Here is a 14,321-nt window from a genome sequence, read left to right on the forward strand (position 1 = left end):
TCAAATTTCAAAGTTGAGGAACAGCAGGTCGAATTGGGAGAAAAAGCAAATTTTGAAAGCAAAAGAAAATATTTTAAATAATCTGATGATAAAGCTTTTTGCGAGCTATTCTGATTATTTGAATAATAATGAAGCATACAAGATTTATGGGTATAATCATTATCCAAGGATAGAAAAAATCTGTCAAAATCTATTACACGAAAATGTTAATGAGGAATATCCATTTCCGGAATACTATGATAAAACTAACGTTGATAGGTTGATAACCGAAATTGAAGAGTATTATAAGAACGCTTTTTTAAATCCAGAGAATACATTATTTGTGCAAACTAAAATGACTAACTTGTCAGAGTCTTTGAAATCAAAAAAAAGCAGATATTGACAATCAAATTAGTATCTGGAAAAAAAGAGGTGATGAGTATAAAAAAGAATTGTTGTCTTTCTCAATGGAACAATCAGAAGAGAAAGACAGGATTTTCAATTTATACGATTGTGAAATGACCGGAGTAATGAATTTATACTATTACCAAAATGACATCATCAGGTTGTACAATCATATAGCAGATGAGTATCCATTTGTTAACTCCAAACCAATAACAACTTCAGCTGTCTCTGTTTTTGGTGACTCCAATATTGAAGCCATTAAGAGGGTTTACTCAGAATTTTCTAATTTCATTGATGTAGTAGTAACAAATGAAAGCGATTTTGTTCAAACTTTTCTGGATTTACCGGTTACTCATAAAATTAACCTCATCAATGGTAGTTTGTCAGACTATGCTTATTTTATCAAAAAAATGAAGCCTTTCTTTATCTCAAAATATAGAGATGACTCCGGAGCTTATAATCAATGGTGGTCAGATAGATTTTTGTTTTCTGGGAAGAAAAAAAACAAGCATGATATTAGTACTATGATTTCTGCTTTAAGAAAAGAAAGGGAAGCAAAAAAAGCTAAAGCTCAAATTGAGAATATCATCCTTTTTCTGAGCTCATCCTACATTTCTCATAAATAATTTCATTTTTTTAAATAACTAGCTGGTAATCAGTAATAAAAATAACGTTCTGTAGGGCGTTTATTTTTTTTCGTCCTACATATCCCACTCTACATTGCAATCATGAAATTAAATAAAATTATATGAAAACAATGGAAAATTTAGGATATGAGAATCCTGTCGAAAATGTTACCGGAATAATTAGAAAATTAATATTTGGTGCAAGTCTAAAAAATCAAACTCAACAACCTCAGCTCCAAAAAGAACTATTGACGAGAGAAGAAACAGCAATATTCTTTGATGTCGATTTGAGTACCCTTCATAACTGGAAAAAAAAAGGAATTTTACTGCCTGTTGGAATTGGAGGGCGAGTTTATTATAGAATGTCTGATATAGAAAAGGCTTTAACACCTCTCAATTAAGCCATCATGATAAACTACTTCAATAATCTACATGATCCAGTTGTTAAAGGAGAAATTGATATTTATGATTTTCTGGATAGAGTTAAAAACCCAGATGTAAACATCAAAAATAGAATTGAACAAGCAAGAAGTTGCCATTCTTTCGATAAGAGAAAATATACCCTCATCAAGGAGCAGCTTCCTTGCTTTACTTTGAATTTTAGTTTCAGAGAAAGGAAAAGTAACAATAATATCAAAGAGCCAACAGGCTTTATTTATATAGATGTTGACGAAAAAATTGATATTGATTTAAGCAATGAATATATTTTTGCTTCGTGGCTCTCACTTTCAGGAACGGGGAGAGGAATTTTAGTTAAGGTTGACGGATTGACAAAAGAAAATATAAAATATGTCTTTAATGAATTGTCATTAATCCTGAAAGTACCATCCGACAAAAGAGCTGTTAAAGCAACACAATTTTGTGTACATAGCTATGATGAAGACTTGTATTACAATGAAGACTCTAAAACATTTTTTTGTAAATGAAGAGTGTTATAAAAATGGTAATTTGAAAAACACCCCCACTTCGAATCATAAATTAAAGAAAAAAAGAGTTAACACCGAAATGGGGGAATTTCAAAAATTAAGATTTAACAACATTGATGATTACGACTTCAAAGGGCAGGAATATATTGCATTCTGGGGGGAAAAGGAAAGTATTGCAGAAGTCTATATCCAGTCTTTGATACCTGAAGGAATGAGAGAGTCTTGTTTAAGTACAACAGCTCATCAAATCAAAGCGTTGAACCAAGAAATAACAAAAGAACAACTCTTACACCTTGTTTCATATATCAATCATAAATGTTGTGTTCCTCCACTTCCTGAAAATGAAATTTTAAAAATTGTGAATAACAAAGATAGATTAGAAAATGCAGAATTGATTTATAATAAAGAGAGGAGAGTTATTTTCAATCCAGATAAAAAGCTTAACAAGAAACAAAAATCATTCATTACAAACGGAATTGTCGGAGAGATAAGGAAAGAGAAATCAAAACAAAAAATCAGAGATTCTCTTGATAATTGGGATTTTGAGTGTTTAGGAAAGATTACACAACAAAAATTAGTGAAAGTTTCAGGACTTTGTAAAAACACTATTGAAAGCTATGGTAAAGAGTTCAGGGAAAGAATCAAACAGATGAATGAGGATTTTAAAAATTCAACGTGATATAAAATTAAGGATGTTCAGTATTGGTGACAATATTGAACATTTTCTATTTTCTTTTAATCCTTTTATTCATCAATATTCTGTGTAAATGTGGAAAACTTTTAGGGTTTAGAATCAGGTAAACAATGTTTTAGTGTTCACAAATCATTTGCATTTCCGTAAATTTGAATAATAAAACTCGAGAATAAGCTCCCGAGTTTTAGAGTTTCAAAGATGCAGTTTTCTGATTACTGTGATCTTTTAAATGCCTTATATATTTTGTTCTTAGTGTTTGCACCACTGACAAAAAACAAAAAAAGGTAGATTACAGATGACCTCCTTCGGGAGGTTTTTCTGTTTTATCTCTGAAACAAAGTTATAAATTTGTTTCATATTATGAAACTTTTATATGACTTTTATATAACTATAAACCCTTAGCTTAAGGGTCTATTTCTCTGCAAAGTCTTTGTATATTATCTTTATAAGATTTTAAAAAGTTATTAACTTTATCTTTACTTGTCTATTTAATATTAAGAAGTCTCCCTCAGCACCTTTACTTTTATCTATTTTAAACACCTCTAAATGCTTGTTGCTTTTCATGGTATAATTTTGTATAAAGATTTTGTAGTTCATTCATCTTTTCTGTTCCTAATTTATTAACCTCCAAAACCTCTTCATACGTTAGGTAGCTAAAAATGGGATTGTAAGTATAGAATGGCATAAATTGATAAAATTCTTGCAATGTATCATCATAGAAATTCCCCAAACTTTCTTCATCTGTAATTTTTTTCGGACTGTATAAGGATATTTTTTTTTAGTCAGTTCAAACTTAGAAGCCATTGCTTTGATGAAATCTTGTTTTGTTTTCATTAGGTTATTTTTTTAAATATAAAAAATAAAATCTATAAAATTTGTGAAAATTGTAAATATTTAAATATAGGTAAAAAAGAAATAATTATTTAAAAATAATCAACGAGAGTCGTTAATCTGTTATCAGTAAAGAAATCGTCAATTAAATTCATTTATAACAGTAAGATTAACAAGTTAATACTCGTCCTTATGGGACGTGTGGTAGTACTTGTCTTACTGTGGGTTTTGGCGAACCTCTTTACTGGCAAGGTTTGAACCCACACGTCTTTCTTATTTAATAAACCTTTCATTAAGTGGGTCGATGAAGAAAAAAAATATTGATATATGTTTTTCGGCACAAACACAGCCCACAGAATCAAAACGGCTTTAGACCTTTATGGTATTGGTTGCTATTCACCAATAGGGAAGTTTTTACTTTTCTTCTTAAAACTATCCGCACTTATTATTCCTGTCATCTTTGCTTATTCAAGATTTGAAGAATTTGAATTTGGATTGTGGAACATTCTCAAATTCATTGGCTGGTTTTTATTGGCTCACCTCATTTATGAGAATTTTGTTGTGAATTTTATTGCTGGAATTTTAATCCGGAAAAAACAAGGTAAATCTCATTAGGCTATTACTACAATATTGAATTATGGTTATCCGTAAGGATTAATCACTAATTCAAAATACTTTTATCTACAAAACCAAAATTTATTATAACCTCACTTTTAGTTTAACAAAATTAATAATTATGAAAAATTTATTTATCGCAATCTTATCCTTCCTGTTAATCTCTACCAATGTCAATGCACAAAAGAAAAAGAAAAAATCAATGGAACTTCACCCTGAACGTTTATCCATCGGTATGACCAGAAAAGAAGTGATAACAGCAATGGGAGAACATATTCCATTTAAGATCATTGGAGCAAAAACCTATCCGAACGGAACAGTTGAGGTAGGTGAATACTCTGATAAAAAATTGGTGTTTGGTAGAGGAATCGTTGAGGAACGATATTATTTGTATTTCTTAAACAATTCTCTTGTTCAATGGGGTCGTCCTCAAGACTGGCAACGAGAAGCAGATAGAGTCTATGAAGTTAGAATGAGGTAGTTATATGTCTTTTTTGAGCACTTTTACTGCTAAAATAAGACAAAGTACCAGAAATATAAAAGGTTGCCCAGAAAAGGCGTTTAAGAAGGTTTAAGAGCAAAGTTATAAAAATGTAAAAACACGTCGAGTTTTGTCGTTATTCCGAAATACATTTGTCAAAACTTATACAGATTGCTATTTTTACCACTCATAGAAAAATTGTACATTACATCCACAAAATAGGTTATCGCAGTATGCCGGAAGAAATGTATTTAGATTGGTTGATGTCTTTGAAGACAGAGAAATATGAGGATACGAGGTTACAGAAATAACAATAGAATTATAATGAAATCACTACAAGAATATATTGAAAGTTTTAGAGAACAATATCCTCACTGGTCAGAGGATGATGTAAGCAGCTACGCAACAATGATGTATAATAAAATGCTAACTGTTAAACAAGGTGACAATGTTGTCCATCTTGATTATTTTGATGGTTTGATAGTTTCAGATGAAATATTTGAAATCGAAAAATTGCTTGGAGATAGCAAATTAGAATTAAGCAGATTTGATAAAAGTGGAATTCCATACAATTCAATTGAAGACTTTACATTACAAGTTGCATTATGTATTAGTGACCCAATTGTTCAAAACATATTACTCGGTATGGCTGGTAATATTGCTTGGGACTCAATTAAAAAAAGCAAGTGTTTTAATCTGGAAGACAATACAGCAACGTCATTGGAATAGAGAAGAACTAAGCAAAAAGCAAAAAATAAACTTCGGCTTAAAAAATTAAGACAGGTAAAAACAAAAGCATAAGTTTAAATTTAGATAGTGGATTAACGGAAGAGCTTGTATTAAAGGCGTTGGATAAATCTCTTGAAGTTATAAAAGAGTCGAATCAACCTGATGAATCAAAAGATTCCAATAAATTGTCTTACCCTTCTACTTTTTACGTTTTTGATAAAGAGAAAAATTTATGGCTAGAGGTAGATATAATGGAAGAAGTAAGGAAGAAAAATTTGAGCCAAAATTTATAGAAAGACACCAAAATATAAACTATTAAAAATATGGCAACAATAACTTTTCGTATAATGGGGATCGACGATGAAAGAAGAATTATGGATTTAATAATGCAGACTGTAGATCGTGAGGGCAGATACATTCTTAAAATACAGGGCAATCAAAATTTCGAAGATTTAATGGCTAATCGATTGGTTCAATATAAGGTTCTGTTAAGAAAGGTAATTAAAGATAAAAATGATATCGAGTCTTTTGAATATAGCGAAGGAGATAATTTTGCTTCAGCCAAGCTCAAAGGTGCTTATAAATGGATTGAGGAGGAAAAGAAAAGACTTAATCCAGAATATTACATGAGAATATGGAACAAACTAAGCACCAATATCCTTTTAGCGGCTGTAGTTGGAGCAGCTGTTGGAGCTTTGTTAACAGTATCATTAACTATATTATTTAAATAATAAAAGATGGATTCAGAATTTTACACACAAGCAACAAGATATGAAAATTTAGTTCGAATAGCTTTTAGTTGCGAAAGAGGATCAAAGAATGGGGCTGATTTGAACTTTATGAAAAATGCGATGACAATGGAGAACGGAGATACTTATGCAAAGCATTTAGGGAGTTTTGAAAAACAATTTGAAAAGGTTAAAACTTACACTGCAAAAGCTCTAATCAAATTATCCAAGACAAAACCATTTTCAACTGAAAAAGACTTTTTTTTGATTTTGGAAAGTAAAATAAATTGTGTTGGTACAACTTCTCAATTGATGGACATTGTCAACAGATCAATGGATAAAGTTCTGGAATTAAGAGAATAATTTTTCATAGAAACTTTGATACGTAATCAAGACCTTGTAAATAACCTCAGTAAAAACTGATAGATTGTTTGCAAGGTCTCTCAGTATATATAACTAAATAATATTTGAGTTTATGATTTTCAATTTCCAGATTGCATAAAGAGCCTTTTAAGGCTGTTGTTTATTTAAATGATAGTGTGTGTTGGAATTTATATTTAAGCAGCTGGAATCAGTGTGTAATGAAGAAAATTGCCTAACTTTATGTAGATGAGATGTCTTCCTCGATTATAAAAAGATACGAGGAATTATTATTTTTCTATAATGTGAAAGGAGAATGTTAATTAAAATATAGTAGATAATGGAAATAAAAATATCAGCACAACATTTTTTAGATGTTACCAACGGAATGAATAAGAAAACCCCTTTTGGTTATGTTGGAGGGCAGAACTTTATAATTCCGTTTTCAGAAGTAAAGCCAATTGATGGCTATGAAATCCCTGTTAACAAAAAAACTGGGAAGAAATTACCATTTTGTTGTAATTTTCATAGTGATCTTTTTTCTAATATAACAAAATGGTATGATAAAGAATTTCCTAATTGTTGTTCTAATCATAAAATGTTAGCTGCAAACTCTCAATTTGAGAAAACTGATTACAAAACTGTAGCCAGCAAAGTAATCAACCAACTATCTTATACAGAACACGTTATTAGGGCAAGTATTGATAATCCTGATTGGTACAAGGATATTACTGATTATATAGAATATAATACATTAAGCTTTGGACATCCTGTTTCCGTTGGCAGTGGTCATTACATAAATTACCTTCTTGCTATGTTAGAAGATGAAAAGGTCTTTGTAGGGATGGAAGAAAGTAAACGGAAGGCATTAATAAATTTTGTTACAAAGCCAGTTAAAGAAGTTAAGGTTACAGATTTTAATTTACTTCATTCAACCTACCAGAACTGGCTAAACATTTTCCCCTTTGATTTAAGTTTTTTTAAAAACCTAAAGCCTTATTTTGAAAACCAATTTCCAATTCTAAGAGGAAAAGCCGAATATAATAAATACTTAGGAACAGCGAAATTTAAAGTTCATACAAAAGAAAGTTTGATTATCCATTTGCTGAGTGTTACGGATAGCATAATAAAAGAAATCAATACATATAGTCTTTATCAAAAAGGGCTTTTAAAAGAACCTGAAAAAATAAAACTTGAAATAATTTTAAGTGAAAGAATGTTAGAATTGAAAAACGGATATTTACCCAATCCAGACAGTGACAAAGAACAATTTGAGAATATTTTAAATAAATGGTTTGAACACGAGAAAAGGTTTATTGATGATATCACACCTTTACTGAAAAACATACCCAATCAAGACGCTGTAAATCAACATCTCATTGCATTACAGAAGTTAACCCAAGATATTGCGACCAAAGGAAAATTGATTTTAGAAAAATATGAAAATGGATTCAACCAAAGTATAAAATCCTTCAAGTTTTTTTTTGAGAAAAACGGTATGATAGTACCACCTGATAGTGAAGATTTTTTTCATTGGATTGCATTGGTCTACCCTGATGAAAATTTATCCTTTCTTATTGAAGCTGCGAAAAAGCCAAATAATTTTAAGTTATACCATGAATACAAGGAACGATTGTTTAACAACCCTGACTGGAACGACGAAAAAGAAGAAGAGTTTTTTAATAATTATAAAAAATCTTGTAATGAAGAAAATCCTGATAGAGAAAAATATCAAGCAAAACATTATGTATTAGCATACATTTTTGATTGTTATGCTATAGAGAAAAGACTACCTAGAGGAAACAAAAAAGAGCTTGAAAGGATTGGTAATCAGAGAATAGGAGAAGGCAAGGGAAATACATTTTATAAAAATTTTAATTTAATAGTAAACAAAAATCTTCACAGTAAAGAAATATTGGTTGATGAGATTGGTGAAAATTGGAGAGAAATTATAATAAAGCTTTCAGAGAATCCTGAAATCTTAGAAAATTATCTACAAAGTAAGAAAATGTAGTTAGGGCGGAAATAGGGCATAATTACAGAATGCCCCCAAAACGCCCCTCTCAAATTTGGAACATAAAAAAAAGATTATGGGAAAATTTTTATTATGTTCTACTGAGCAGGAGATAATTATCATTAAGACTACTGAAAAAGTTACAGTGTATATTCTAAACGCTGTTAAAAGCAATGAGAAAACAAGTAAGCAGCAAAGGCAATTTTTAATTTTCGATGAAGAATATAAGCCCTTGGAAATACTTGAGCACAAAGTATCAAAGCATAGACGTTCAACCAAAATACATGATGAACCAAAGAGTCTATTGATGAAAAATACATTCATTAGCCTGAGAGATATTTTAATTGGTTCAATCAGTGGTGCTATTGGAACAATACTGACCCCCAAACTTCAAGAGCTTTATCATTATCTTGAATATATTTTTTCGACCTTATAGTCAGGTTTTAGGCTGTTTTTTCTCAAAGTGATCCAAAGGGAACATTTTTTTTTAAGGGGGCTAAAATTGGCTTGGATGAAGTATGTGAGTGTCTTTAGAAGTACATTCATCCCGATTTGAAAAAACTCAGTAAATTCAAGAGTGCAGAGTATCTCTCCAAATCATCCCCACCCCTACTAAAAAGGAAATGGCTTTCAAAAAAGTAGGGATGGGGTCTCTGATTAAAATTCTCAGAATAAATTTTCAACTTTTTATTTGGTCTCATTGTTAGGTATAATGTTACCCATCCTGTTTTCTGAGTGATGTATATGTTTTTATCATTTATCTGATACTATGATAGTGATAAGGTGAAGGCTGGTAAAGGATTCTGAGATTTATTTATTTGTAATGTAAATGAATAATGGAGTATTTACGGAATGAATAAAAAATCAAATTGTTGGCTAAATGTTGTCTAAAAATAAAATAAACCACTGATAATCAGTGGTTTTAGTGGAGTTGGAGGGTTCCGAACCGTCTCTTTAAATCTCTTTATTTATCAACCTTTTTAAAAGATGGGGCTTTGGCTACTCACCGATTTACTCACTTTGAAAATGTAGGTTTTTGATTCGTTTTGTATGTCAAATATAATAATTTCCACTGTATTTTAAGGAATAACTACTGAGGTTTTTAAGATTACAACTTGATCGAACTCACAATTGCAAGTTTTTTGATCCAATAATTGTATGAAGGAAGGTTTGAAAATTCTCTGGAACGCATCTTATCTACTGCTTTACTTTCAATGTAATATTAGCTCATCTGTCAGATCAGAAAGATTTTGTGAAATGTTCCTATTCTACTTTTTAATTATCGTTTTATTAAATGCATCCGCAATAGAGCGTAATGATAACTTTGACAGATCTATATCCCAGAGAGGCTCATTTTCATTAATAACCCGCAATGTTTTATCATTAAGATCAAATTGTTCGACAAAGCAATAGTAAAGCAGCCGTAAAAGCATTTTGGGGTTTGTATCTTCCTTCGGGTGCAACTTAAAATAAAGGTAACCGGATTTATTTTTCTTTATTACATTGAGAGAGATTATTTGCTCTTCTCCGAAAAATTGATACCCCGCACTCCAGCCACTTAATCGTTTTATTCTTCCTTTATTTGAAATTACATATTTCCCTTCAAAGCCGGGTAATGGTCTCCATTGTTCATCCGGCAAGTCTTTTATCGATAAATTGAAAACAGCAGGTGGATTCTTCTTATAAATTTGTGGCTTACCCAGCTTTTTCCAAAGCGAATCGTTAAATACTTTTTTGGAATTAAATATTGTTCTCACCTTAATCACACCAAAATCTTTATTTCTCTCTCGAAGAACATAAGAAACGGGACGTAATGAAAGTTTTGACAGGTCTATATTCCATTGCGGATTACTCTCATTTACCACAGCAAGCCTTTTGTTTTTAAGATCAAACTTTTCTACAAAACAATAATAAAGTAATTTGCTCATTACAGGCAGGACTTCTTTACCTTCATTATTTAATCTGCAATATAAGGAATACGTTGTATCGCTATTGCGTATCATGAACTGGGATAATATCTGTTCTTTCAAAAATATTTTTCTTCCTTTTGAAGTCCAGCCTTCTAACCGTTTTACTCTGCCTTTGTTAGAAATCATAAAACGATTTTCAAAATTTGGGATTGGTATTGGAATCCAGTATTCTCCGGGAAGATCTTCAAGTGACAGATTCATGCATGGAGGAGGATTATCTTTGTCAATTAAAGGTTTACCCAGCTTCTCCCAAAGAAACTGATTAAATGAGTCAGCTGAAATATCTGATGGTGTAGCGATGATAAAGTCTTCTTTTTTAGGAGGATTACTTTGCAAAAACCATCGAAATGTTCCTGCTGTTAGAAATCTTTTATTAACTACATCCAAAATGCTTTCTGGGGCAATACCTAATTTTTTTCCTGCAACGTAAATACTTTTAAAATCAGCGATTAAAACTCCTTCAGCAGTGTATTGGCTGATGGGCTGTAGGTAGTCAACATGTAGATTCCTTGCTCTATTTTGGCGAAAGGTTTTTAGTCTTTTTTCGCTGGCCGAAATTTTCTCTAGATTATTGCAATGTATATGAAGGCTATTTCCATCTTTACATGAAATAACAATTAAACGGTTATTAAGGTCAAATTCTTCAACAAAATGATAATAGACCAAACGTGCTACCGATCTTGTATATTTACGACCATCCCAAATAAATCCGCAATGAACATTAAAACCATCAGCTTGAAGGTAGTTATTAAACTGTTTTACAAAAGTCAGTTTCCTAATAAGCTCCGGAAGCCAGCGTTCTTTACCGAATAATGATAAAGACATACGTTCTAAGCTCTTCACCCGTCCATAGTTAGAGATAGCATAATTCTCAAAACCTTCAATCAGCCTCCATTCTTCATCCGGAAGATCTTCTAAAGATCTATTATAGAGAACTTCTTTTACGTATTGGTCTTCTAATTCAGGAGGTAGCTTCATGGACTCATCTCTTTATTCATAAAATTAACACTATTCGTAAGATAAAAATAAGAAAAAGTGCAAAATCGTAAGCAAATAAAAATTATCCGATCCATTAATCACTAATGAAACTAAAAGTGTCTCATTAAAATTACTACTTTAGTATTACATTTCTTTTGAAGACATCTTACATGAAAAATATTTTATTCATACTTATTTCATTTGCTTTTTGGCCACATCAATTATCCGGTCAAAGAACACTTTTTGATAAGGAAAATAATAAGACAAGAGATAAACTTGAACATTTTTTTAAAACAAGTTGATGCGCCAGGTATGGCAGTATCAATTTCGTATAAAGGAAATGTTATTTTTTCTGAGGGTTTTGGATATGCTGATATAGCAAATAAAGTTAAGATTGATCCTTCAAAAACCAAGTTTCGAATTGCAAGTATCACAAAAACAATTACAGCAGCTACATTGGGCAAACTTGTTGAATTGGGTTCTATTGATTTTAATAATACAGCAAATTTTTATTTGGATAGTTTGTCGAAGAAAAAATATGATTTTACAATTAGGCAATTAGGTGGGCATCTCTCAGGTATGATGAGAGAGCCCAGCGAAGAAAGATTTAATAAAAATTATTCCCGCAAAGATTTTTATCGAGTTTTTAGCTTGGATGAACTTGAATTTGAGCCATCAACTAAAATCCAGTATAGTAACTATGGCTTTAAACTATTAGGTCTGATTGTCGAAAAAAAAATGTGGAATGTCGCTAACAGAATGTCAAAAGAAATATGTAATAGATAAACTAGGTTTAAGGAATACTATGATGGATACAGGTGTCTATGACAGCAACACCACTACATTTTATTCCATTCGTAATAGGCAAGTTGCTATTAGCCCGCCTGCAAAATGTTCATTTAAATATGCCGAGGGATGCTATTTGTCCACTAGCGAAGATCTAGTAATCTTAGGGAACGGTTTCCTTTACTCTAATAGAATTTTAAATAGTGAAACTTTAAAACAATTAATAAAAATCGCAGCACTTAAAAAAATGGTGAAAAAACTAACTATGGAATAGGTTTTTTTTTCTTCAACTGACTACTATGGAAATTACTATTATGGACATGAGGGAAGATACGTTGGAGGGATAAGTTTATTGTACGTTTATCCCAAAGAAGAAATTGTTATTACCTGCTTGATTAATTTGGACCTTATTAATAAAGATCTGAAAAGCTATATACAGGAAATTTTGTTTAGATATATTGATAAAATTCATAATAACCTATGATGTATAAAGATATTATGAGGTACAACAAATCAAGTAATTAAAAAAATCAGTTACTGTCTTTTTATACAATTATTAATTTCTTTACCTTAAATGATCACTTTGATATAGAAAACTTTTTTTTTTCTTAGAATTGCTGTTTCAATTTTAGGAGGAATTATCTGCTATTTATTTTGTGTAAAATACTCTAATAGTTTTGTTGAATTTTATAAAAATGATTTCAATAAAATTTTTTATTTTTATTCAGTTTTATTCGCAGTAATGCATATTTCAAATTACGAGTTTACTTTAGATACTTTATTATTAACTCCCATAATTATACTTCCTAAAATATTATCTTCATTTGTCAGAGGGTTTGTAAGGGTTAAATATGGATTTTTGTATTGTTTACTTCTACATTCATTTCATAATATGGTCCCTTTTTTCATCATTTCAACGAAAATATTACAGTAAGTATTTTATGCTATCAACATACTTCTTTTCTCGCAACCCCATTAAAACCGAATTTATTCCAGAATCTTGGAGATATAATCCTGCTAAATATGAAGAAAAATTGCCTTTATAATTTTTATCTATTATTCCCTGATTATCAAGAGAGTCTTTCAAATCATTCAATCTTTCCTGATTGTCATACATCGAAAAAACATGCCAATAGTTTTTAAGATTGTTTAAAATATTAATGGTCCTTTCGTCCACTAAATTAATGGCTGATAAAAAAGGATATAAATAATCATTGATAGCTAAATTAATTGTAGTAATATCTGGCATAATTTTTCTGTTCTCTACAAAAAATTGTATTGGATAATATTCCTCTATTTTAGGATCTTCACCCATTTTAGATAAAGAACTTTGTATTTTTTGTAATAAATCATTGAAGAGTAATTCTTCTTCATATTCAATGGATTTTACATCGTTTATATCAGTATCCGCCAATCTTAATAATTTACCATTCAAAATTGTATTAAGTGGACGATTTGTGAAAATAATAAAGCCATTGTTTTTTAATTCACTAATAGTAATATTATTTTTATCATCAAAAAGAAATGAAGTGTTTCTTTCAACTATATTATAAGGGAATTGAAGAAACTTAAAATTTGGAAAATCAGTTATATTATTTAATATTGCTTTTAATGGAATCTTTGAAAAATCATTAGAGCTTATACCATAATACCTTAATTTGCCAGCTTTTACTTTTTCTTCTAATAGTTCAAAAGAATCGAAAATTATTTCTGTCAACTCTTCTGTAGAAAAATTTTTCTCACAGTAATATTCAGGATTATGAAGTAAATAACAGTCAATATAATTTGTATTTAATCTTTTTAAAGATTTTTCTAATTGAAAGGAAATAAAGTCTGGAGAATTAGAAAACAGAGTGTTTTCGTCCAGCGCTATTAAATTAGGATCTTTTTGATTAAATTCTGCAATTTCTTCTTTATTAGAATAACCTGTTTTAGACACAATAAAAATAGAACTTCTTATTTCTGGATCGATACTCTGCCCTATTAGTAATTCAGATTTTCCATATCCATATCCTACAGCAGTATCAATTAAATTTATTCCCGATTCAATCGCATATTTTATAACCTCTATGTATTCCTCATTATCACTTGACATTCTATAAGTTCCAAGACCTATTTTAGATATTTCTTCTATTTGTATCATCTATTTGTATATTTGTGGCAAAATTAAAAACTCAAATGCAATTTAGAGAAAAAAAA

The 14,321-nt window shown here is 30.3% G+C and carries 16 protein-coding genes; 13 read left to right on the forward strand and 3 right to left on the reverse strand.

Annotated features, from left to right (window positions below; all coding sequences use genetic code 11):
- Positions 1–52 precede the first annotated feature (52 nt).
- From HX13_RS01105 to HX13_RS01125, 5 genes are all read left to right on the forward strand, one after another.
- The gene (locus tag HX13_RS01105; RefSeq protein WP_128572132.1) at positions 53–382 is read left to right on the forward strand and encodes a hypothetical protein; all 330 of its coding nucleotides are present in this window, start codon (positions 53–55) and stop codon (positions 380–382) included.
- A gap of 127 nt (positions 383–509) precedes the next feature.
- Positions 510–1,010 (forward strand): hypothetical protein, encoded by a 501-nt coding sequence (locus tag HX13_RS01110; protein ID WP_128572133.1) that lies wholly within the window; start codon positions 510–512, stop codon positions 1,008–1,010.
- A gap of 122 nt (positions 1,011–1,132) precedes the next feature.
- Entirely contained in the window at positions 1,133–1,411 is a 279-nt protein-coding gene (locus tag HX13_RS01115; protein WP_128572134.1) for a helix-turn-helix domain-containing protein, read from the forward strand.
- Between the two features lie 6 nt (positions 1,412–1,417).
- Positions 1,418–1,936, forward strand: coding sequence for a BT4734/BF3469 family protein (locus HX13_RS01120; protein ID WP_050019605.1), 519 nt, complete (start codon positions 1,418–1,420; stop codon positions 1,934–1,936).
- Positions 1,905–2,615 carry a hypothetical protein gene (locus HX13_RS01125; protein ID WP_050019606.1) on the forward strand — a complete coding sequence of 237 codons (711 nt, stop codon included), beginning with the start codon at positions 1,905–1,907 and terminating at the stop codon, positions 2,613–2,615. Before HX13_RS01120 ends, HX13_RS01125 begins: the two co-directional genes overlap by 32 nt.
- A gap of 660 nt (positions 2,616–3,275) precedes the next feature.
- On the opposite strand, the gene HX13_RS01130 is transcribed toward HX13_RS01125, so the two are convergent.
- Complete coding sequence (locus tag HX13_RS01130; RefSeq protein WP_050019607.1) at positions 3,276–3,464, reverse strand: hypothetical protein; 189 nt, start codon at positions 3,462–3,464, stop codon at positions 3,276–3,278.
- 324 nt (positions 3,465–3,788) lie between these two features.
- On the opposite strand from HX13_RS01130, the gene HX13_RS01135 reads away from it, so the two are divergent.
- The 7 genes from HX13_RS01135 to HX13_RS01165 all read left to right on the forward strand — a co-directional run bounded on the left by HX13_RS01135 (position 3,789) and on the right by HX13_RS01165 (position 8,824).
- Positions 3,789–4,076, forward strand: a complete 288-nt coding sequence (locus tag HX13_RS01135; RefSeq protein WP_050019608.1) for a hypothetical protein — start codon at positions 3,789–3,791, stop codon at positions 4,074–4,076.
- Between the two features lie 121 nt (positions 4,077–4,197).
- The gene (locus HX13_RS01140) at positions 4,198–4,557 is read left to right on the forward strand and encodes a hypothetical protein (RefSeq protein ID WP_050019609.1); all 360 of its coding nucleotides are present in this window, start codon (positions 4,198–4,200) and stop codon (positions 4,555–4,557) included.
- 324 nt (positions 4,558–4,881) lie between these two features.
- Complete coding sequence (locus tag HX13_RS01145) at positions 4,882–5,286, forward strand: hypothetical protein (protein ID WP_128572135.1); 405 nt, start codon at positions 4,882–4,884, stop codon at positions 5,284–5,286.
- Positions 5,287–5,609: 323 nt separating this feature from the next.
- Entirely contained in the window at positions 5,610–6,017 is a 408-nt protein-coding gene (locus HX13_RS01150) for a hypothetical protein (RefSeq protein WP_128572136.1), read from the forward strand.
- A gap of 6 nt (positions 6,018–6,023) precedes the next feature.
- Positions 6,024–6,377, forward strand: a complete 354-nt coding sequence (locus HX13_RS01155; protein ID WP_050019612.1) for a hypothetical protein — start codon at positions 6,024–6,026, stop codon at positions 6,375–6,377.
- 337 nt (positions 6,378–6,714) lie between these two features.
- Positions 6,715–8,388 carry a hypothetical protein gene (locus HX13_RS01160; RefSeq protein ID WP_050019613.1) on the forward strand — a complete coding sequence of 558 codons (1,674 nt, stop codon included), beginning with the start codon at positions 6,715–6,717 and terminating at the stop codon, positions 8,386–8,388.
- A 76-nt stretch (positions 8,389–8,464) separates the two neighbouring features.
- Positions 8,465–8,824, forward strand: a complete 360-nt coding sequence (locus tag HX13_RS01165) for a hypothetical protein (RefSeq protein ID WP_050019614.1) — start codon at positions 8,465–8,467, stop codon at positions 8,822–8,824.
- An 832-nt stretch (positions 8,825–9,656) separates the two neighbouring features.
- Here HX13_RS01165 and HX13_RS01170 read toward each other — a convergent pair.
- Positions 9,657–11,336 (reverse strand): NUMOD4 domain-containing protein, encoded by a 1,680-nt coding sequence (locus tag HX13_RS01170; protein WP_050019615.1) that lies wholly within the window; start codon positions 11,334–11,336, stop codon positions 9,657–9,659.
- A 276-nt stretch (positions 11,337–11,612) separates the two neighbouring features.
- Between HX13_RS01170 and HX13_RS01175 the strand changes: the two genes are divergently transcribed.
- The gene (locus HX13_RS01175) at positions 11,613–12,122 is read left to right on the forward strand and encodes a serine hydrolase domain-containing protein (RefSeq protein ID WP_050019616.1); all 510 of its coding nucleotides are present in this window, start codon (positions 11,613–11,615) and stop codon (positions 12,120–12,122) included.
- Between the two features lie 925 nt (positions 12,123–13,047).
- Here HX13_RS01175 and HX13_RS01185 read toward each other — a convergent pair.
- Positions 13,048–14,265, reverse strand: coding sequence for an aldo/keto reductase (locus HX13_RS01185; protein WP_050019618.1), 1,218 nt, complete (start codon positions 14,263–14,265; stop codon positions 13,048–13,050).
- Positions 14,266–14,321 lie beyond the last annotated feature (56 nt).

The sequence above is a fragment of the Chryseobacterium sp. P1-3 genome (assembly GCF_000738495.1).
GTDB lineage: Bacteria > Bacteroidota > Bacteroidia > Flavobacteriales > Weeksellaceae > Chryseobacterium > Chryseobacterium gallinarum.

Bases quoted from the DNA above. Each gene is read 5' to 3' on its own strand.
- HX13_RS01130 (WP_050019607.1), bottom strand. From the start codon at position 3,464: ATGAAAACAAAACAAGATTTCATCAAAGCAATGGCTTCTAAGTTTGAA.
- HX13_RS01170 (WP_050019615.1), bottom strand. From the start codon at position 11,336: ATGAAGCTACCTCCTGAATTAGAAGACCAATACGTAAAAGAAGTTCTC.
- HX13_RS01155 (WP_050019612.1), top strand. From the start codon at position 6,024: ATGGATTCAGAATTTTACACACAAGCAACAAGATATGAAAATTTAGTT.
- HX13_RS01140 (WP_050019609.1), top strand. From the start codon at position 4,198: ATGAAAAATTTATTTATCGCAATCTTATCCTTCCTGTTAATCTCTACC.
- HX13_RS01120 (WP_050019605.1), top strand. From the start codon at position 1,418: ATGATAAACTACTTCAATAATCTACATGATCCAGTTGTTAAAGGAGAA.
- HX13_RS01110 (WP_128572133.1), top strand. From the start codon at position 510: ATGAATTTATACTATTACCAAAATGACATCATCAGGTTGTACAATCAT.
- HX13_RS01160 (WP_050019613.1), top strand. From the start codon at position 6,715: ATGGAAATAAAAATATCAGCACAACATTTTTTAGATGTTACCAACGGA.
- HX13_RS01125 (WP_050019606.1), top strand. From the start codon at position 1,905: ATGAAGACTCTAAAACATTTTTTTGTAAATGAAGAGTGTTATAAAAAT.
- HX13_RS01165 (WP_050019614.1), top strand. From the start codon at position 8,465: ATGGGAAAATTTTTATTATGTTCTACTGAGCAGGAGATAATTATCATT.
- HX13_RS01135 (WP_050019608.1), top strand. From the start codon at position 3,789: ATGTTTTTCGGCACAAACACAGCCCACAGAATCAAAACGGCTTTAGAC.
- HX13_RS01185 (WP_050019618.1), bottom strand. From the start codon at position 14,265: ATGATACAAATAGAAGAAATATCTAAAATAGGTCTTGGAACTTATAGA.
- HX13_RS01150 (WP_128572136.1), top strand. From the start codon at position 5,610: ATGGCAACAATAACTTTTCGTATAATGGGGATCGACGATGAAAGAAGA.
- HX13_RS01115 (WP_128572134.1), top strand. From the start codon at position 1,133: ATGAAAACAATGGAAAATTTAGGATATGAGAATCCTGTCGAAAATGTT.
- HX13_RS01145 (WP_128572135.1), top strand. From the start codon at position 4,882: ATGAAATCACTACAAGAATATATTGAAAGTTTTAGAGAACAATATCCT.